Genomic DNA, 19,939 nt, shown 5'->3' with positions numbered 1-19,939 from the left:
TTTAGGATGGAAGAGGTGCTTCACCGCTGCAATAGTTCTCAACTAAAGAAGAACACGCATTGTAGACGGAATGGTGAAGAAATTCTCTTAAATAAAAAACACATAAGTTACGTAACCGGGTGCATCTAACCAGGTATAGGGTGAGCGCGTGTTTGGATTAGGAAAGAAATCCAGTGCAGTGCTGGGCGTGGATATAAGCTCCAGCTCGGTCAAACTTCTGGAGCTATCGAAGCAGGGCGACCGATATAAGGTCGAAAGCTACGCGGTGGAGCCATTGCCGGCCAATGCCGTGGTGGAAAAGAATATTACGGACGTAGAAGCTGTGGGCGAGGTAATGAAGCGCGTAGCTTCCAAGTCCCGTTCTGGCGTCAAACAGGTGGCTGTTGCGGTCTCAGGATCTGCAGTTATTACCAAGCTTATCCAGATGGATGGCGGCCTGAACGAATTCGAGATGGAAGATCAGATTGCCCTTGAGGCCGATCAATATATTCCATACCCGCTGGATGAAGTGGCCATCGATTTCGAAGTTCAGGGACCTTCCGATAACAACCCCGACCAGGTGGATGTGCTTCTGGCTGCTTGCCGAAAGGAAAACGTCGACATCCGCGAGGATGCACTTGAGATTGCTTCACTGACTACCAAGGTGGTTGACGTTGAAGCCTATGCCCTTGAGCGTGCCTACGCACTGATCGAGCCTCAGCTGGACTCTCAGGGAGAAGAGCTGGTGGTAGCGATCGTGGACATTGGCGCGACGATGACCACGCTGAGTGTTCTTGCCGGTGGCAAGACCGTCTATACGCGAGAGCAGATTTTCGGTGGCAAACAGCTGACCGAGGAAATTCAGCGCCGATACGGTCTGTCGCTCGAGGAAGCCGGCCTTGCGAAAAAGCAGGGCGGACTGCCTGACGATTACGAGTCAGAAGTGCTTACGCCGTTCCGCGAGGCTGTCGTGCAGCAGGTGGCCCGAGCGCTTCAGTTCTTTTTTGGTGCCAGTCAATACAATGCCGTCGATTACGTGGTTCTGGCCGGAGGCACAGCCTCGATTCAGGGGCTCACTGAAATGGTCGAAGAAAAAACGGGAACGCCGACCATGGTCGCGAATCCTTTTGCAGATATGGCGGTAGGCTCGAAGGTGAACGCGTCGGCACTGAGTAATGATGCGCCTTCCCTGATGATTGCCTGCGGCCTGGCAATGAGGAGCTTCGACTAATGGCAAAGATTAACCTACGACCATGGCGCGAAGAGCTTCGCGCCGAGAAACAGAAACAGTTCGTGGTCATGATTCTGGGAGCTGCGATCATTGCTGGCGGCCTGGTCTTCCTCTGGAAAACCGATATGGATAGCCGGATCGCCTACCAGCAATCCCGCAACGCCTACATCGAGACCGCCACCAAAAAGCTGGATCAGCAGATCAAGGAGATCGAAAACCTCAAGCGCAAGCGGGATGAGCTCCTTGCCAGGATGCAGGTTATTCAGGATCTACAGGGCAAGCGTCCGGTAATTGTGAGGGTGTTCGATGAGTTGGTAAGGACATTACCTGACGGTCTTTTCTACACCGATCTAACTCGCAAGGATGATCTTGTCGAAATTGTTGGCATGGCCGAGTCTAACAGTCGCATTTCGACACTAATGCGCCAGTTCGAGGAGTCCGATTGGTTTACGGAGCCTAATTTATCCAACGTATCGGCCTCTGATAGTGGTAGGGCTGGGTACAGTCAGTTCAATCTCTCGGTAAAGCAAAAAACGCCCGAGCCCGAAGGGGAGGATGAGTAATGAGCCTCGCGGACTCTTTGAAGAGCCTTAGTGAATTTGATATCGACGACCTCGACGTCAGTAACGCGGGCATATGGCCAGCGCCTGTAAAGGCCATCGTAGTCCTCATCGTTTTTGGTCTCATTGCTGGGGGTGGCTACTGGTTCTTTGTCAAGGATCAATACGCGCAGCTTGAGCGTGTTGAGCAAACTGAGCAAGAGCTCCGAAAGACGTATGAGGAAAAAGCCTATCAGGTGGCAAATCTCGAAGTGTTCAAAGCCCAGATGGCTGAAATGGAAGAAACATTTGGCGCCTTGGTAAGACAGCTACCCAGTGAGACCGAAGTGCCTGGCTTGCTGGAGGACATCACCAACACGGCGCTCGGGAATGGTCTGGAACTCCAGGAAGTGAAGCTTCAGCCAGAGCGCCAGCAGGACTTCTACTCTGAGCTTCCGATTAATATTCGGGTTTCTGGTTCGTATCATGAGTTGGCATCTTTCGTCAGTAGTGTTGCGAGCCTGCCAAGAATCGTGACATTGCACGACCTTACCATAAAACCAACTGGCGGAGACGGAGAGCGGCTTGATATGCAGGTTTTAGCTCGTACTTACCGCTACCGGGCTGGAGAATAAGCATGGCGAGAAAGCATGCAGTAAAAGCCTGGCTGGGTGTTTGTCTGGTGCCTTTACTGACAGCCTGTTCCCAGGGCAGTGGATTTTCAGATCTTGATCAATTCATGGCTGAGACCCGAGCAAAACCGAGGGGGTATGTCGAACCTTTGCCGGAGTTCAAGGCTTACGAGGCCTTCAGTTACTCTGCCTCGGATCGTCGCGCGCCCTTCGAGCCACCCATTGACGTTCAATTGACCATGGTAGATGAGCAACCCATCACTGACGTTGAGCCAGATCTCGATCGTCCGAGAGAAGTTCTCGAGAATTTTGACCTGAAAACGCTTGAAATGGTTGGCACGCTTCAGGGTGCATCGGGCAATTTGTTCGCTTTGATTGAAGACGATACCGGCGGAATCCATAGAGTCCGCACGGGAAATTACATGGGGCAGAACTACGGTCGCATTGTGGGCGTTAGTGAAACCCGAATCGAGCTCATTGAAATCGTTCCCAATGGCCGGGGTGGCTGGGTCGAGCGTCCTCGCTCCCTGACCCTGGAAGAGGGCGCAGGCTAAGGAGCGGCTGGATGAAAGTTGAAAGAAACATGCACGTACAAAAAAGTTTAGGGTCGAGGCTAGCGATGTTCAGAAAACTCAATGTATACGTCAGCGTGATTGCTTTTGGGTTGTTATCCAGCCTGGCCAACGCGGTCACGCTGGAAGACGTGTCGTTTTCGTCGCTACCGGGCGAGCGGCTTGAGGTGACACTGCAATTTGATGGGGCGCCACCGGAACCCTCCGGTTACACCATTGAGCGCCCCGCTCGGATCGCGGTGGATCTTCGGGATACGACCAGTGGTCTTGATAGCCGAAGCGTGCCTCTGGGGTCGGGTAACGCCCAGAGCATGACCGTGGTGGAGACCAAGGATCGAACGCGGTTGATTTTCAACCTTGTCGAACTGGTGCCCTACGACACAGTTCGCTCGGGGAACTCTTTGATCATGACGATTGGAGGACAGTCTGAGGGCGTTGTTGCCAGCTCCTCAACCTCCGCCTCTCAGAGCAGTGGAACAACCAGCTCGGCGCCATCAAATGCTCTTGCAGGGGTCGATTTTCGTCGCGGCAAAGACGGCGAGGGCCGAGTGCTTGTGGATCTTGGCAGCTCCAGCACGCCGGTCGACCTGACAGAGCGTGCCGGCAAAATTCGTCTCACGATGAATGGTATTGCGGTGCCTGCCAATCTTCGGCGCCGGCTCGACGTGACGGATTTCGCCACGCCGGTGACTCGCATTGACACCTTTGTGGAAGATGGCAATGCCGTTGTGGAGATTACCCCAGAGGGCAACTACGACTACATCGCCTACCAGTCTGGCGGTCAGTTTACTGTCAGTGTCGAGGAGTTGAGTCAGGAAGAAGCGGAATCCCGCCGCGAAGAGAAGTTCCCGTACACCGGCGACAAGCTGTCCCTGAATTTTCAGGATATCGAAGTGCGCTCGGTGCTCCAGTTGATCGCCGACTTCACCGGACTGAATCTGGTGGCCAGTGACACTGTAGGTGGCAGCATCACTCTGCGACTTCAGAATGTACCCTGGGATCAGGCGCTTGATCTAATCCTGAAGACGAAAGGTCTTGATAAGCGTCAGATTGGTAACGTGTTGTTGGTAGCACCAGCTGATGAAATTGCGGCGAGAGAGAAGCTCGAGCTTGAAACGAATAAGCAGATCGCAGAACTTGCCCCGGTTCGACTGGATATTATTCAGGTCAACTACGCAAAAGCAGGGGACGTTGTTGCTTTGATCAAGGAAGACGAAGAGCTGATTTCTGAGCGTGGTTTCGTTTCCTCTGATGTTCGCACGAATACCATCAGCGTTCGTGAAACTGCAGAGAAGCTGGAGGAAATACGCCGCCTGGTCTCTACATGGGATGTGCCGGTACGGCAGGTATCCATCGAAGCCCGGATAGTGCGCGCCCAGACCAACGTGGCTGAGAACCTTGGCGTTCGTTGGGGCGGAGCAGCCTACGATGTAAGCGGAGATAACGTGTTTTCAGTTGGGGGGTCTCTCGGCTCCTTGCAGGAAGCTCGTGACGCGGCATCAGGTAGCAGCAATACGATTACTTTCCCTGGAGCTCTTGCGGTTGATCTCGGCGTTAGTGGTGAAGGAACCTCGTCTTTCGCTATCGGATGGGGCAGCGATGACTTCCTGGTTGATCTTGAGCTATCGGCACTAGAGAGTGATGGTCAAGCAGAAGTCGTTTCCCAGCCGCGTGTTGTTACTGCTGACCGCCAGACGGCATCAATCAAATCTGGTGAGGAAATTCCTTATCAAGAGGCGACATCCAGTGGCGCAACCAACATAGAGTTCAAAGAAGCCGTTCTCTCTCTGGAAGTGACACCTCAAATCACGCCTGATGACAAAATCATTATGGACTTGGTAGTCAATCAGGACTCAAGGGGCGAAGTCACTGCTGGTGTTCCGTCCATCAACACAAACTCTGTTACGACACAGGTCCTTGTTGGCAATGGTGAAACGGTGGTTTTAGGCGGCATCTTCCAATCAGAAGTCGCAACCCAGACCACCAAGACGCCGTTCCTTGGAGACATTCCTTATCTGGGCCGTATCTTCAAGCGCACTGAGCACCTTGACGAGCGCAGCGAGCTGTTGATTTTCATTACACCGAAGATCATCAGGAACGATCTGCTTCGTTAATTGGTGCAGGTAAAAAGCCGCCGCTTAACACCGGCGGCTTTTTTGTGCCCGAAATTGACGCGAGATGGGTCCTGAACTTATGCAATCATGGGCCCTGTGATATTCTCACCCGCCTGAACCAAACTGAGCGGAAGTTATGTCTTTGCCGAAACGCGTTGTCCTGGTTGGCCCCATGGGAGCAGGGAAAAGCACGATTGGCCGGATGCTCGCCAAAGAGCTCGGCTATCGTTTTCTTGATTCTGATCGCATCATTGAAGAGCGGTGCGGGGCCAACATTCCGTGGATTTTTGATGTTGAGGGCGAGGATGGATTCCGTTTGCGGGAAACAGCCATGCTGGACGAGTTGTCCCACGAGGACAGAACCGTGCTGGCTACTGGTGGCGGAGCTGTGATGCGCCAGGAAAACCACCCGATTCTCAAGAGAGATGCAACGGTCATCTATCTGAAAACATCCATAGAGCAGCAGGTAGAGCGAACACGCAAGGACCGCAATCGGCCTTTGCTACAGAACGACGACCCTGAGGCGGTCTTGCGGAAACTTTTCTCAATCCGCGATCCGCTGTATTCAGGTCTCGCGGACATCATCATGTTCACGGACAGAAAGAGTCCCCGGCTGGTGGTGCGTCAGCTGGTCAATCGGCTGAACCCGAAAACGCCGCGTCACAAAAGGCAGATACGTAAGGAAGGTCGCAACCATGTCTAATCGGTATCGGGAGCTCTCGGTAGAGCTCGGTGAACGCAGCTACCCCATATTTATCGGTGAGGGTCTTCTCGGCACTCAGGATCTGTCAGCTTTTGTTTCCGGGGCGCAGGTCATGATCGTTACCAATGAGACTGTGGCACCACTCTATCTTGAGCGGGCGAAAGCCTGCTTTCCGGGGAAGCGGGTTGATACCGTCGTACTTCCGGATGGCGAGAAGTTCAAGGATTGGCAGACTCTTAACAGCATCTTTGACGGTCTCCTTGAACATCGCCACACCCGAAAAACCACTCTGGTTGCCCTCGGTGGAGGTGTGGTCGGGGATATGGCTGGTTTTGCAGCAGCCTGTTATCAACGTGGTGTGCCGTTCATCCAGATTCCAACGACGCTGCTTTCCCAGGTCGACTCTTCTGTAGGTGGGAAAACCGGCATCAATCACCCGCTTGGCAAGAACATGATTGGGGCTTTCCATCAGCCGCAAGCGGTGTTGATAGACACGGCAAGTCTACAGACTTTGCCCGCCAGAGAGGTGTCAGCGGGGCTGGCGGAAGTTATCAAATATGGGCTGATCCGGGATCAGGGCTTTCTTGGCTGGCTTGAAGAGCACATGGATGCATTGGTCAGTCTTGATCCGGAGGCGCTGGCAGAAGCCATCTTCAGGTCCTGCGCTTGCAAGGCCGAAATTGTTGCACTCGACGAGCGCGAAGGTGGCCTCAGGGCGATTCTGAATCTTGGTCACACCTTCGGCCACGCGATCGAAACCTATGCCGGTTACGGCAACTGGCTGCACGGGGAAGCAGTAGGCACCGGTATGCTGATGGCCGCCGAATTATCCGCGCTTGAAGGGATGATCAGCCGTGACGATTGTGATCGTATAAACCGACTGATCCTCCGGGCCGGTTTACCGGATAAGCCCCCGGTTGCAATGACGGCCGATGACTTTATGGGTCTGATGGCTGTCGACAAGAAGAACGTGGATGGCCTTTTGAGGCTGGTCCTGCTTCGTTCGGTTGGAGACGCCGTGGTCACATCCGAAGCGAGTCCTGAAAACCTTGCTCTCACCTTTACACGTTTTTGCAGCTCGACATGATGACGGCCCGAAGGCATCAATGATTTGGTAGCGGACCAGAAGACAAGGAAGACTCGTGACTGAAGAAAGCTTGAACAGTCTTGATGGCGGAGGCCTGTTCCCCAGGTTGCAGCAGCGCTACAGCCTCCGTGCCAACCCGCTGGAAATGGAGACGCCGTTCTTTCCGGATGCCATGCGTCATCACGCTCTGGAAGCGTTGCGCCATCTATGCGGCTTCGGTGATATGGCTCTGTTATTGACCGGAGCTGCTGGCTCGGGCAAAACCCGAATACTGGCGGAGCTGGTCCGCAGCGAATCATCCAGACTCGACTTTCACCGTATACCGGCGGCAGCGCTGACCAGCGCCCAGGCCCTTGCCCGGGACCTGAAAGCGGTTTCCCGCTCAAATCTCGGCCCGGAAGACAGCCCCCGAGACCTGGTTTATGGCTTTTTCAAGTGGTCTGAATCGCGGGTCCGAAAGGGCCAGCGTATGGTCCTTTTGATTGACGATGCCGACCGGGCGCCGACGGAGTTGCTAAGGCTTATCCTGTCCGCCTATCTGGCTTCAGAGCGTGGCTCCACTGCCGTTCCGGTGTTTGCCGGAACGGATAGCCTGGTCCAGTCGATGGGCCTGGATGATGCGAGCACAAGTGTCCACCAGATACATCTGCGGCCTCTCACCAGGGATGAAATCGTTGCCTATCTGGAACCACGGGTTCACGCTGCCGGCGGCAAGGCAGGGGAACTTCTGAGTCCGGCCCGGGTCTCCAAAATTCACGCCCTGAGCCAGGGTAGCTTTGCGCGACTCAAGCGTGTGACTCCGGGCGTTTGGCTGGACATGGTGGCCTCGCCGAGTGTCGATCGCCCTAAGCACGTTCCGTGGAAGCGGTTCCTTTTGCCCGGGCTGGCCCTTGTGCTCCTTGCGGGCTCCTGGTGGTTTGTGTCGCGCCAGTATGATGAATCCGTGGCCGGCGAGACTGTAAAAGCCCCGGAGCCGGTGAGAAAGAGCATAACCATTGGGCCTGAAACAGAGAATTCAGTGCCAACCCCGGAAGAGCCGTCGCAGGACCAGCCTGCCGTGGAGCCTGAAACGGTATTGACAGAGCCGGTAACCGAGCCGGAAGCTGACCAGCCAGAGCCAGAGCCAGAGCCAGAGCCAGAGCCAGAGCCAGAGCCAGAGCCAGAGCCAGAGCCAGAGCCAGAGCCAGAGCCAGAGCCAGAGCCAGAGCCAGAGCCAGAGCCAGAGCCAGAGCCAGAGCCAGAGCCAGAGCCAGAGCCAGAGCCAGAGGCCGCGCCGAGCTTCACTCCGGCAAACCCGGCGTATTTTTCGGCGATTGATCAGGTTCGGGCGCGTGGAGGCTGGACCATTCAACTGGTGGCCGGCAATCTTGAACAGACCGCTCTGAACGTTATTTCCCGCTATTCACAGCTTGGTGATCTGGTCTACACCCGCGGGGAAAGGCAAGGCCAGCCCTGGTTTATGGTATTCTATGGGGAGTTTCCTACCCGGGAGGCGGCCAATGCCGCGGCAGCTGGTTTGCCAGAGGAGCTGGCTTCCAGGTCACCCTGGGTGCGTCCGGTCGACAATTTATAGCGCCGCTGTTTCGGCGCTAACTCGTTGTTCCATAACCTTGTCGACTGGTAATCCCGGTTTCGGCTTCCCACAATAACGTCACGCCGATTTGAGTACGTATTTCTACGTGTGTAAAATAGCCAGCCCCCATTTTCAGTGTCGAAGGGTGGTTGTTTGGCTGTGCGCCAATTAACTCTTTGATTGAAAAGCATTTCTACGCGAGAGAACGCTTATGATGACAGGTTTGTATCATCCCGATGAATTCAGGGACAACTGCGGATTCGGTCTGATTGCCCACATGAAGGGCGAGGCCAGCCACAAGTTGTTGCAAACTGCCATCGAGTCTCTGACCTGCATGACCCACCGAGGTGGTATCGCTGCAGACGGAAAGACCGGCGATGGTTGTGGCCTTCTGATCCAGAGCCCGGATGGCTTTCTGAAAAAAGCCGCCAAGGCAGCGTTTGGCAAGGAGCCGGGTGATCTTTTTGCTGTCGGCCAAGTCTTCCTGAACCCCGACGAAGCCAAGGCCTCGGCTGGTCGTGCGGCCATCGAGAAACGGTTGACCGAGCAGGGCCTGGAGATTCTCGGCTGGCGCGAAGTGCCGGTCGATGACAGCTGTCTCGGCCCCATGGCGCTTGATTGTCTGCCCCGTATCGAGCAGGTCTTCGTGGTGCCTGGTGGCAAGTCGGAGCGTGATTTTGCGATCAGTCTGTTCGTGGGCCGTCGCCACGCCGAAAGCGATATGGCCGACGATTCCGAGTTCTACATCTGCAGCCTGTCACACCGCACACTGGCCTATAAGGGCCTGATGATGCCGGCAGATCTGGCCAACTTCTACAAGGATCTGGGTGACCCCGATCTCGAGACCGCCATCTGTGTTTTCCATCAGCGGTTCTCCACCAACACCATGCCACGCTGGCCGCTGGCCCAGCCGTTCCGGTATCTGGCTCACAACGGTGAGATCAACACCATTGACGGCAACCGTAACTGGGCCATCGCCCGGGCCGCCAAGTTCAGCTCTCCGGAATTGCCGGATCTGCAGACCCTGCAGCCTCTGGTGAACCTCACCGGTTCTGACTCTTCAAGCATGGACAACATGCTGGAAGTGCTGCTTGCCGGCGGTGTTGACCTGTTCCGCGCGGTCCGCATGATGATTCCGCCAGCCTGGCAGAATGTCGATAGCATGGATTCAGAGCTGCGTGCGTTTTACGAGTACAACTCCATGCACATGGAGCCCTGGGATGGTCCTGCCGGTCTGGTCATGTCGGACGGCCGCTATGCCGTCTGTATGCTCGACAGGAATGGTCTGCGCCCGGCCCGGTGGGTCATCACCAAGGATGATTTCATCACGCTGGCCTCAGAGATCGGAACTTACGGTTATCAGCCGGACGATGTGGTAGCCAAAGGCCGTGTCGGACCGGGTCAGATGCTGGCGATCGACACAGAGTCCGGTGAAGTCCTGCACACTAAGGACATTGATCAGCGTCTCAAGACCGCTCAGCCCTACAAGCGCTGGCTGCGGGAAAACGCTCTCCGCGTCGAGACCACTCTGAATCAGGACACCCCGGATTTCAGGCTGATGGATTCCGACGAGCTTCTGGTGCACCAGAAGATGTTCATGGTCTCTTTCGAAGAGCGTGACCAGGTACTGCGTCCGCTTGCGGAGAACGGCCAGGAAGCGGTTGGATCCATGGGCGACGATACCCCGATGGCCGTGCTCTCGAGCAAGGTACGCCACGTGGCGGACTACTTCCGTCAGAAGTTCGCCCAGGTGACCAACCCGGCGATTGACCCGTTGCGTGAGTCGATTGTCATGTCCCTGGAGACCTGTCTGGGTGCCGAGCGCAACGTATTCGAGGAAACCGCCGATCACGCAGACCGCATTATTCTGACGACACCGGTTCTGTCGCCTGCCAAGTTCCTCAAGATTGCCAACAATGAGCGCCCGGGTTTCGAGGTCGCGCGTATTTCCATGAGCTACCGCCCGGAACAGGGATTGGAGCAGGCGATTCGCCAGGTTTGTGAGGAAGCGGAACAGGCCGTCCGGGATGGTAAGGTGCTGCTGATTCTCACCGACAAAGATCTGAAGGAAGGTGAACTGCCGGTCAATGCCCTGATGGCAACCGGTGCGGTCCACCACCATCTGGTCAAGAAAGGACTGCGCTGCGATTCCAACATCGTTGTTGAAACCGGTTGGGCTCGCGATCCTCATCATTTCGCCGTGCTCTTCGGTTTTGGTGCAACAGCGGTCTATCCGTACCTGGCTTACCAGGTTCTGAACGACCTGATCCGTACCGGCGAACTGCTGATGGATCCGATCGATGCCAAGAATAACTACCGGAAGGGCATCAACAAAGGGTTGCTGAAGATACTGTCGAAGATGGGGATTTCCACCATCACTTCCTATCGTGGCGCCCAGCTGTTTGAAGCAGTCGGTCTGGCCGATGATGTCGTTGACCTGTGCTTCAAGGGTGTGCCCAGCCGAATCCAGGGCGCCGGGTTCTTCGATTTCCAGCAGGATCAGGAGCAATTGGCGTCCGTGGCCTGGAAGCCGCGCAAGCCCATCATTCAGGGCGGTCTTCTGAAGTACGTCCATGGCCAGGAGTATCATGCCTTTAACCCGGATGTGGTCGGTAAGCTCCAGGAGGCGGTCACCAGCGGCGACTATGGCCACTACAAGGAATACGCGGGTCTGGTTAACGAGCGTCCGGTTGCGACGCTCCGTGACCTTCTTGTCTTCCGGAAAGACATCAAGCCGATTGATATTTCGGAAGTAGAGCCGGTTGAAAACATCTTCCCCCGCTTTGATTCGGCCGGTATGTCACTTGGTGCCCTGTCACCCGAGGCCCACGAAGCCTTGGCGGTGGCCATGAATACCCTGGGCAGCCGGTCCAATTCGGGCGAGGGCGGTGAAGATCCTGCTCGCTACGGCACTGAAAAACGCTCGAAAATCAAACAGATTGCGTCCGGTCGCTTCGGTGTTACAGCCGAATACCTGCGTAGTGCGGATGTCATGCAGATCAAGGTGGCCCAGGGTGCCAAGCCGGGCGAAGGCGGCCAGTTGCCCGGTGGCAAGGTCAACGAACTGATCGCCCGCCTGCGTTATTCGGTCCCGGGCGTAACGCTGATTTCACCGCCGCCGCATCACGATATCTATTCCATCGAGGATCTGGCCCAGCTGATTTTCGACCTCAAACAGGTCAATCCGCAGGCTCTGGTGTCTGTGAAGCTGGTCTCTGAGCCCGGCGTCGGTACGATTGCCGCAGGTGTGGCCAAGGCGTACGCCGACCTGATCACGGTGTCCGGTTACGATGGCGGTACAGCGGCGAGCCCGCTGACGTCGATCCGCTACGCCGGTTCTCCCTGGGAGCTGGGGCTGACCGAAACCCAGCAGGCGCTGCGAGCCAATGACCTGCGTGGCAAGATTCGCCTGCAGACTGATGGCGGTCTGAAAACAGGTCTGGACGTGGTAAAAGGCGCGATCCTTGGTGCTGAGAGCTTCGGTTTCGGTACCACACCGATGGTGGCGCTGGGCTGCAAATACCTGCGTATCTGTCACCTGAATAACTGCGCGACCGGTGTGGCTACCCAGAACGACCACCTCCGTGAAGAGCACTTCAAGGGCACGGTAGAAATGGCGATGAATTTCTTCCGCTTCGTGGCCGAGGAGACCCGGGAGTGGATGGCCAAACTGGGTGTGCGTACCCTGGAAGAGCTTGTGGGTCGCGTTGACCTTCTGGAGCGCCTGCCCGGTGATACCGAGCGTCAGAAGAAGCTGGATCTGAGTCGCCTGCTGTCTAACGACCATATTCCTGCGGACAAGCCGCAGACCTGTCAGGTCGAACGGAATCACCCGTTCGATGAGGGCAGGCTCGCGGAACAGATGGTTCGGGATACCGCGGCGGCGATCAAAGATAAGAGTGGAGGCGCCTGGTCCTATCGGGTCACCAACTGTGATCGCTCTATTGGCGCCCGCCTCTCTGGCGAAATCGCCCAGATCCATGGTAACCAGGGTATGGTGGATGCACCGATCACCCTGGACCTGACCGGTACCGCTGGCCAGAGTTTTGGTGTCTGGAACGTTGGTGGTCTCAACCTGATCCTTGAAGGGGATGCCAACGACTACGTCGGTAAGGGCATGACCGGTGGCAAGCTGGTTGTGAAGCCGCCCCGCGGCAGCGCGTTCAAGACCCAGGAAACCTCTATCGTCGGCAATACCTGTCTCTACGGCGCAACCGGCGGCAAACTCTTTGCTGCCGGAACCGCGGGTGAGCGATTTGCAGTTCGTAATTCCGGTGCCCATGCCGTTGTGGAAGGCGCCGGAGACCATTGCTGTGAATACATGACCGGTGGTCTGGTGACGGTGCTGGGCTCTACTGGCCACAACTTCGGTGCTGGTATGACCGGTGGCTTTGCTTACGTCATGGATATCAACAACACGTTCGTGGACAAATACAACCACGAGCTGGTGGAAATTCAGCGGATTTCCAGCGAGGACATGGAGTCCTACCGCAATCACCTGCGTGGTGTTATCCGGGAGCACATCTCGGAAACCGGCAGTGAGTGGGCAGAGCACATTCTTGAGAATTTCGACGACTACATTGGCCGCTTCTGGCTGGTGAAACCCAAGGCTGCGAATCTGCGCAGTCTGCTGGCCAGCACCCGGGCGCGTCCGGAATAAGAGGCTGAGAGGGTTTGGGGCGAGCAGCCTGGCTGCCGCCCTTGTCGAAATCGAGTTGATGAGAGCATCCAGATGAAAGAACGACTGAGTAATGACTTCCAGTTTGTCGAGGTTGGACGTGTCGACCCGAAAAAGGTCCCGGCCAAGAAGCGGAAGAAAGAGTTTGGTGAAATTTACCACCCCTTCACAGCAGATAACGCGGCGTCCCAGTCCCATCGCTGTCTTGAGTGTGGTAACCCCTATTGCGAGTGGAAGTGCCCGGTTCACAACTATATTCCGAACTGGCTCAAGCTAGTTTCCGAAGGCAATATCATGCGGGCCGTCGAGTTGTGTCACCAGACCAACTCCCTGCCTGAAGTTTGCGGCCGCGTTTGTCCGCAGGATCGCCTGTGTGAAGGTGCCTGCACCCTGAACGACGGATACGGCGCGGTTACCATCGGGTCGGTCGAGAAGTACATTACCGACACCGCCTTTGCCCTGGGCTGGAAACCGGATATGTCCGCCGTGAAGTGGACAGACAAGAAGGTTGCCGTCATCGGCGCTGGGCCTGCGGGTCTGGGCTGCGCGGACGTTCTGGTTCGCAATGGCGTCAAGCCGGTTGTATTCGATATCTATCCGGAAATCGGTGGCCTGCTGACCTTCGGCATTCCCGAGTTCAAGCTGGAAAAATCCGTTATGACCCGTCGCCGCAAGGTGTTCGAGGAGATGGGCGTGGAATTCCGCCTTTCTACCGAGGTGGGCAAGGACGTTCAGCTGCAGGAGATCATTGACGAGTACGATGCCGTTTTCATGGGCATGGGCACCTACACCTACATGAAGGGTGGTTTTCCGGGTGAGAACCTGCCGGGCGTGTACGATGCACTGCCGTTCCTCGTTTCGAACGTCAACCGTCGTCTCGGCTTCGAGAAAGACGAAGCAGACTTCATTGACATGAAAGGCAAGCGGGTTGTTGTCCTGGGTGGCGGCGATACGGCCATGGACTGTAACCGCACCTCAATCCGTCAGCAGGCCGAGAGCGTTACCTGTGCCTACCGCCGGGACGAAGCCAACATGCCGGGTTCTCGCCGGGAAGTGGCCAACGCCAAGGAAGAGGGCGTCAAGTTCCTCTTCAATCGTCAGCCCATCGCCATTATTGGTGAAGACCGGGTTGAGGGTGTGAAGGTGGTTCAGACCCGTCTGGGCGATCCCGACGAGAATGGTCGTCGCCGTCCGGAAGTGGTCCCGGGTAGCGAGGAGGTTATTCCTGCGGATGCGGTTCTGGTCGCCTTCGGTTTCCGTCCGAGCCCGGCCGACTGGTTCGATGAGCTGAAGGTGAATACCGACGATTCGGGCCGGGTAACCGCGCCGGAAGGCGCCGAGTTCATGTTCCAGACCAGCAACGAGAAGATCTTTGCGGGCGGGGACATGGTCCGTGGTTCCGATCTGGTCGTAACCGCTATCTGGGAAGGCCGTCAGGCTGCCGAAGGTATCATGGATTACCTGGATATCTGATTGCACGGTTGATCCTGATCAGAAGGGCGGTTTCCTAAGGGAAAGCCGCCCTTTTTTATTCCCGCAAACCGGGTATTATGGCCTCCACCCAATTTTCCCCTTTGTACAGAACACGCTGGATTTCCTATGACCGAGCTGAAGAATGATCGTTTCCTGCGCGCCCTGATGCGCCAGCCCGTGGACCGGACACCGGTTTGGATGATGCGACAGGCAGGGCGATACCTGCCGGAGTACCGCGCGACCAGGGCAAAAGCCGGCGACTTTCTCAGCCTGTGCAAGAACACGCCGTTGGCCTGCGAGGTAACTCTGCAGCCTCTGGAACGTTTCCCACTGGACGCGGCGATCCTGTTTTCAGACATCCTGACGATTCCGGACGCTCTGGGTCTCGGCCTGTACTTCGAGACCGGTGAAGGCCCGAAATTCCGGAATACGATCCGCTCCGAAGCCGATGTTGCGGCTCTGCCGAAGATCAACGCTGAGGTGGATCTGGACTACGTTATGAACGCGGTTTCTACCATCAGGGGTGCCCTGAACGGCAGCGTTCCCCTGATCGGTTTCTCCGGCAGCCCCTGGACGCTGGCGACTTACATGATTGAGGGTGGCTCGTCCAAGGATTTTCGGGAGGCCAAGAAGCTCATGTACGGTCAGCCGGAGGTTATGCACCGCTTGCTGGACCATCTGGCGGATGCGGTCATTGATTACCTCAACGGCCAGATCAAGGCCGGTGCCCAGGCTGTACAGATTTTCGATACCTGGGGCGGCGTTTTGAGCAGCTGGGCGTACGAAGAGTTCTCGCTCCGCTACATGAAGAAGATCGTTGACGGCCTGATTCGCGAGAGCGATGGTCGCCGGGTGCCAGTGATCCTGTTTACCAAGAATGGCGGTCAGTGGCTGGAATCCATTGCCGATTCCGGTGCGGATGCCGTTGGTCTGGACTGGACTACCGATATCGGTAATGCCCGGGCCCGCATTGGTGGTCGAGTGGCCCTTCAGGGCAACATGGATCCGGCAATGCTTTATGCGCCGCCTGAGCGGATCCGGCAGGAAGTGGCTGATATCCTCAAGCGCTTCGGTTCCGGCAATGGGCACATATTTAACCTTGGTCACGGGATTACGCCGGATGTGGATCCGGAGCATGCCAAGGCGTTCATTGAGGCTGTGGTTGAACTCAGCCCGGAGTATCACCGCTGATTTAGGAGCCATGTCTCTCCTAGCCTGCTGATCTGGCGGGCTGGGTCGTTCTGGGAGCCTTTCCAAAAACCGCTCCGAGCACGTCCATGTGGCTTGTCTCCGGCCATCCCTGGCCTCCGACATTTTTGGAAAGGCTCCCAGAACGACCCGATCAGGCGATGGAGATAAATCTTTGCAGTCCTGTAGGTCGGATTAGGCGCGCAACGCGCGCCGTAATCCGACAACCGAAGCCCCCCCCCTCAAGAATTCCTCTGGAAGCGATCTTCTGTCCGGTCTATAGTCAGGTAAACCAAGACCGGTAAACAGGAGTAACCACTTGCCCACCAAGACCCCAGAAAAACGCCGGTTCCACCGGATCGAATTCGATGCGCCGTGCGAACTCCACTGCCAGGAATCCGTCTGGACGACGGAGGTGCTGGATATTTCGCTGAAAGGTGTTCTGGTGAAGCGGCCGGAGGGTTGGCAGGTGCCGTTAAAGCAGCCCTGTGAGGTGATTATTCATCTGAATGATCATGAGGCAGGTATTGTTATGGCGGTAGAGCTTAGGCACGTGGAGCCGCACCGGCTGGGTTTCAAATGCCAGTACATAGATCTCGATAGTGCTACCCACCTAAAGCGCCTAGTGGAGCTTAACCTCGGAGATCAGGCGTTGCTCGAAAGAGAGTTTGCCCACCTCATTGATTAGAGCTTTTGCAGCCGGACCTTGGCTTGGCACCGCTGCCTGACCGTTCACTCCGAAGATGGCAGGCTTAAAGGTCTTCCAGAGCAGTAAGAGCGTCACTCAGTTTGGTCACCGGAATCACCTTCATGCCGTCGATGGTCTTGCGCGGAGCATTGGACTTCGGCACCAGTGCCCGGGTGAAGCCGTGTTTGGCGGCTTCGTAGATTCGCTCCTGGCCACTGGGCACAGGGCGGATTTCCCCGGAGAGGCCGACTTCGCCGAAGATCACCAGGTCCTGGGGCAGGGCGCGGTCGCGGAAGGACGAAACGATAGCGGCCAGAAGGGCCAGGTCGGCGCTGGTTTCGTTTACTTTTACGCCACCAACCACATTGACGAACACGTCCTGGTCGGATACGTGCATGCCGCCATGGCGGTGCAACACGGCAAGGAGCATGGCAAGCCGGTTCTGATCGAGGCCAACCGCGACCCGTCTGGGGTAGCCGCCCTGAGCCATGTCCACCAGGGCCTGGATCTCCACGAGCATCGGGCGGGTGCCTTCCCAGACCACCATCACCACGCTTCCCGGGGCTGCGTCTTCACCACGGTTCAGAAAGATCGCGCTGGGGTTCTTCACTTCCTTCAGACCCTGTTCCAGCATGGCGAACACGCCCAACTCGTTCACCGCGCCAAACCGGTTCTTGATCCCCCGAAGGGTTCGATAACGGCTGTCGCTGGAGCCTTCCAGCAGGATCGAGCAGTCAATCATGTGTTCCAGAACTTTCGGGCCGGCCAAACTGCCGTCTTTGGTGACATGGCCGACCAGGAACAGGATGGTGCCGGTCTGCTTGGCGAAACGGGTCAGGTAAGCGGCGCTTTCGCGTACCTGGGAGACACTGCCAGGGGCGGACTCGATATCCGCCATGTGCATCACCTGAATACTGTCTACCACCAGAATCCGGGGTTTTTCTGCCTCGGCCACCTGCATGACCCGTTCGACGCTGGTTTCGGACAGCATCTTCAGGTCTTTGGTCGGAAGGCCCAGCCGTTTGGCGCGCATGGCCACCTGCTGCAGGGATTCCTCACCAGTGACGTACAAAGCGGGGACGCTTGCAGCCAGATGGCAGACGGCCTGTAGCAGGAGGGTACTCTTGCCCGCGCCTGGGTGGCCGCCCATCAGAACAGCCGAGCCCTCGACGAGACCTCCGCCCAGAACCCGGTCAAACTCCTGCATGCCGGAGCTGATGCGGGGCTGCTCTGCCAGGCTGACATCATCCAGGCTCTGGACCTCGGACAGGCTGCCGGCAAAGCCCTCAAAGCGGCCACCGCGGGCGCCTTTGCTGGTGCTGCTGACGCCGCGGACTTCGCTGATGGTGTTCCAGGCCTGGCAGGCCGTGCACTGGCCCTGCCATTTGGAATAGTCTGCACCGCATTCGGTGCAGACGTAGGCGGTTCTGGTTTTCGCCATCAGGCCAGCTTCTTGTACTTCATGCGCTGCGGCTGCATCGCCGAATCACCCTTGCGCTTCTTGAAGTCCTCGTCGTACTCGGTGAAGTTGCCTTCGAAGTACACCACCTCGCCATCATCTTCGAACGCCAGGATGTGGCTGGCCACACGGTCGAGGAACCAACGGTCGTGCGAGATAACCAGGGCAGAGCCCGGGAAATTCAGCAGGGCTTCTTCCAGGGCGCGAAGGGTTTCCACGTCCAGATCGTTGGTCGGCTCATCCAGCAGCAGCACGTTGCCGCCCTGTTTCAGCAGCTTGGCGAGGTGCAAACGGTTGCGCTCACCACCGGACAGGTCGCCAACCCGCTTCTGCTGGTCGCTGCCCTTGAAATTGAAGCGGCCAACGTAGGCCCGAGAAGGGGTTTCGTAGTTGCCGACCTTGATGATGTCGTTGCCGTCGGAGAGTTCCTCCCAGACGGTTTTGCTGCCATCCAGATCGCGCATCTGGTCTACATAGGCCAGTTCCACGGTTTCCCCGACGGTGATGTCGCCAGAATCCGGCTTGTCGAAACTGGCAATCATCTTGAACAGAGTGGATTTACCGGCACCGTTACCACCGATAATGCCCACGATGGCGCCGGGCGGCACGCTGAAGGACACGTCTTCATACAGCAGGCGGTCACCGAAGGACTTGCTGATACCGTCAACCTCGATCACCTTGTTGCCCAGGCGGGGGCCGGGTGGAATGTAAAGCTCGTTGGTTTCGTTGCGCTTCTGGAATTCCTGGGAACTCATCTCCTCGAAACGGGCCAGACGGGCCTTGCTCTTCGACTGGCGGCCCTTGGCGTTGCTGCGAACCCATTCCAGTTCCTGTTTGATGGCTTTCTGGTGAGAGGCTTCCTGCTTGGATTCCATCTCCAGCCGCTTCTCCTTGTTCTCCAGCCACTGGCTGTAGTTGCCTTCAAACGGAATACCGTGGCCACGGTCCAGTTCCAGAATCCAGCCAGCGACATTGTCGAGGAAGTAGCGATCGTGGGTGATGGCCACCACGGTACCTTCGTAATCGTGCAGGAAGCGCTCGAGCCAGGCGACAGATTCGGCATCCAGATGGTTGGTGGGCTCATCGAGCAGAAGCATGTCAGGGCCGGACAGCAGCAGACGGCACAGGGCTACCCGGCGACGTTCACCACCGGAAAGTACGTTCACTTTCTGATCCCAGGGTGGAAGACGCAGTGCGTCCGCGGCAACTTCCATCTTGCGCTCGATATCGTGGCCGTCAGTGGCCTGGATGTAGGCTTCCAGCTCGCCCTGCTTCTTGGCCAGGGCATCAAAATCCGCATCCGGTTCGGCGTAGGCGGCGTACACCTGGTCCAGTTCGGCCAGGGCGTCATGGACACCGGAAACCGCTTCATCGACGATTTCCTTGACGGTTTTCTCTTCGTCCAGCTCGGGCTCCTGGGGCAGATAGCCCACGTTGATGCCGGGCTGCGGGCGGGCTTCACCGATGTAATCCTGATCCACGCCCGCCATAATGCGAAGCAGGGTGGATTTACCGGCACCGTTGAGACCCAGAACGCCGATTTTGGCGCCAGGGAAGAAGCTCAGTGAAATGTCCTTCAGAATCTCGCGCTTGGGCGGGACCACCTTGCCCACGCGGTTCATGGTGTAAACGTATTGGGCCATGTTGGCAGAATCCTTTTATCAAACAATCGCTTGAGAAATGAATACACGTCAGGTGCCTGATCAAGGCCTTCGGGGCGGGCGATCCGGGATCGTCAAAATCAGGGATGATTTTGTCGAGCGTACAGGGACGTATTCACAGCGTATCCCGGATCGCCCGCCCCGAAGGCCGACACCTCCGGTGCCGGTACCTGAGAACAGTAATCGGGTAAGGTAACGAAACGTCTCTTTGATAGCAATTGAGCAGAAACCGGAGTTGGCCGCATGCCGGTATCTGCGGACGGTATAAAGGATGATTTTTCACCCGTTTGTAAGATAGAATAGCGGCCCAATTTTTCAGGGAGCCTGCGGAGATCACCAAAGCTCTCCGGGCCAGCCAAGCA

The 19,939-nt window shown here is 56.9% G+C and carries 14 protein-coding genes; 12 read left to right on the top strand and 2 right to left on the bottom strand.

Annotated features, from left to right (window positions below; all coding sequences use genetic code 11):
- Window positions 1-148: 148 nt before the first annotated feature.
- The 12 genes from CFB02_RS11465 to CFB02_RS11410 all read left to right on the top strand — a co-directional run bounded on the left by CFB02_RS11465 (window position 149) and on the right by CFB02_RS11410 (window position 16,457).
- Window positions 149-1,210: a pilus assembly protein PilM gene (locus tag CFB02_RS11465; RefSeq protein ID WP_088558105.1), complete on the top strand. Its 1,062-nt coding sequence runs from the start codon at window positions 149-151 to the stop codon at window positions 1,208-1,210.
- Window positions 1,210-1,773: a PilN domain-containing protein gene (locus tag CFB02_RS11460; protein ID WP_088558104.1), complete on the top strand. Its 564-nt coding sequence runs from the start codon at window positions 1,210-1,212 to the stop codon at window positions 1,771-1,773. The genes CFB02_RS11465 and CFB02_RS11460 overlap by 1 nt, the downstream gene beginning before the upstream one ends.
- Window positions 1,773-2,384 carry a type 4a pilus biogenesis protein PilO gene (locus tag CFB02_RS11455; protein WP_088558103.1) on the top strand — a complete coding sequence of 204 codons (612 nt, stop codon included), beginning with the start codon at window positions 1,773-1,775 and terminating at the stop codon, window positions 2,382-2,384. Before CFB02_RS11460 ends, CFB02_RS11455 begins: the two co-directional genes overlap by 1 nt.
- Before the next feature lie 2 nt (window positions 2,385-2,386).
- Window positions 2,387-2,935, top strand: a complete 549-nt coding sequence (locus CFB02_RS11450; RefSeq protein WP_088558102.1) for a pilus assembly protein PilP — start codon at window positions 2,387-2,389, stop codon at window positions 2,933-2,935.
- Window positions 2,936-3,000: 65 nt separating this feature from the next.
- A complete protein-coding gene (pilQ, locus tag CFB02_RS11445; protein WP_172835864.1) occupies window positions 3,001-5,067 on the top strand; it encodes a type IV pilus secretin PilQ in 2,067 nt (688 codons plus the stop codon).
- Window positions 5,068-5,203: 136 nt separating this feature from the next.
- Complete coding sequence (gene aroK, locus CFB02_RS11440; RefSeq protein ID WP_008170790.1) at window positions 5,204-5,770, top strand: shikimate kinase AroK; 567 nt, start codon at window positions 5,204-5,206, stop codon at window positions 5,768-5,770.
- Window positions 5,763-6,857: a 3-dehydroquinate synthase gene (gene aroB / locus CFB02_RS11435; protein WP_088558100.1), complete on the top strand. Its 1,095-nt coding sequence runs from the start codon at window positions 5,763-5,765 to the stop codon at window positions 6,855-6,857. The genes aroK and aroB overlap by 8 nt, the downstream gene beginning before the upstream one ends.
- A gap of 55 nt (window positions 6,858-6,912) precedes the next feature.
- A complete protein-coding gene (locus CFB02_RS11430) occupies window positions 6,913-8,430 on the top strand; it encodes an SPOR domain-containing protein (RefSeq protein WP_088558099.1) in 1,518 nt (505 codons plus the stop codon).
- Window positions 8,431-8,641: 211 nt separating this feature from the next.
- Window positions 8,642-13,090, top strand: coding sequence for a glutamate synthase large subunit (gltB, locus tag CFB02_RS11425; protein ID WP_088558098.1), 4,449 nt, complete (start codon window positions 8,642-8,644; stop codon window positions 13,088-13,090).
- Window positions 13,091-13,162: 72 nt separating this feature from the next.
- Window positions 13,163-14,581 carry an FAD-dependent oxidoreductase gene (locus tag CFB02_RS11420; RefSeq protein WP_008170781.1) on the top strand — a complete coding sequence of 473 codons (1,419 nt, stop codon included), beginning with the start codon at window positions 13,163-13,165 and terminating at the stop codon, window positions 14,579-14,581.
- A gap of 126 nt (window positions 14,582-14,707) precedes the next feature.
- Complete coding sequence (gene hemE / locus CFB02_RS11415; protein WP_088558097.1) at window positions 14,708-15,772, top strand: uroporphyrinogen decarboxylase; 1,065 nt, start codon at window positions 14,708-14,710, stop codon at window positions 15,770-15,772.
- Window positions 15,773-16,088: 316 nt separating this feature from the next.
- Entirely contained in the window at window positions 16,089-16,457 is a 369-nt protein-coding gene (locus CFB02_RS11410) for a PilZ domain-containing protein (protein ID WP_008170777.1), read from the top strand.
- Between the two features lie 64 nt (window positions 16,458-16,521).
- On the opposite strand, the gene radA is transcribed toward CFB02_RS11410, so the two are convergent.
- Both radA and ettA read right to left on the bottom strand, forming a co-directional pair.
- On the bottom strand, window positions 16,522-17,898 hold the full coding sequence (gene radA, locus CFB02_RS11405) for a DNA repair protein RadA (protein WP_088558096.1): 1,377 nt from the start codon (window positions 17,896-17,898) through the stop codon (window positions 16,522-16,524).
- On the bottom strand, window positions 17,898-19,559 hold the full coding sequence (ettA, locus tag CFB02_RS11400) for an energy-dependent translational throttle protein EttA (protein WP_088558095.1): 1,662 nt from the start codon (window positions 19,557-19,559) through the stop codon (window positions 17,898-17,900). Before ettA ends, radA begins: the two co-directional genes overlap by 1 nt.
- Window positions 19,560-19,939 lie beyond the last annotated feature (380 nt).

Origin of the sequence: Marinobacter sp. es.042, assembly GCF_900188315.1 — a bacterium.
Classification (GTDB): Bacteria; Pseudomonadota; Gammaproteobacteria; order Pseudomonadales; family Oleiphilaceae; genus Marinobacter.
The sequence above is the reverse complement of the archived record's forward strand: the minus strand, read 5'-3'. Positions and strand labels throughout refer to the sequence as shown.

Excerpts from the sequence above, each read along its gene's own strand:
- CFB02_RS11460 (WP_088558104.1), top strand. The coding sequence starts at position 1,210 with ATGGCAAAGATTAACCTACGACCATGGCGCGAAGAGCTTCGCGCCGAG.
- CFB02_RS11455 (WP_088558103.1), top strand. The coding sequence starts at position 1,773 with ATGAGCCTCGCGGACTCTTTGAAGAGCCTTAGTGAATTTGATATCGAC.
- CFB02_RS11450 (WP_088558102.1), top strand. The coding sequence starts at position 2,387 with ATGGCGAGAAAGCATGCAGTAAAAGCCTGGCTGGGTGTTTGTCTGGTG.
- pilQ (WP_172835864.1), top strand. The coding sequence starts at position 3,001 with ATGTTCAGAAAACTCAATGTATACGTCAGCGTGATTGCTTTTGGGTTG.
- aroK (WP_008170790.1), top strand. The coding sequence starts at position 5,204 with ATGTCTTTGCCGAAACGCGTTGTCCTGGTTGGCCCCATGGGAGCAGGG.
- aroB (WP_088558100.1), top strand. The coding sequence starts at position 5,763 with ATGTCTAATCGGTATCGGGAGCTCTCGGTAGAGCTCGGTGAACGCAGC.
- gltB (WP_088558098.1), top strand. The coding sequence starts at position 8,642 with ATGATGACAGGTTTGTATCATCCCGATGAATTCAGGGACAACTGCGGA.
- CFB02_RS11420 (WP_008170781.1), top strand. The coding sequence starts at position 13,163 with ATGAAAGAACGACTGAGTAATGACTTCCAGTTTGTCGAGGTTGGACGT.
- hemE (WP_088558097.1), top strand. The coding sequence starts at position 14,708 with ATGACCGAGCTGAAGAATGATCGTTTCCTGCGCGCCCTGATGCGCCAG.
- radA (WP_088558096.1), bottom strand. The coding sequence starts at position 17,898 with ATGGCGAAAACCAGAACCGCCTACGTCTGCACCGAATGCGGTGCAGAC.
- ettA (WP_088558095.1), bottom strand. The coding sequence starts at position 19,559 with ATGGCCCAATACGTTTACACCATGAACCGCGTGGGCAAGGTGGTCCCG.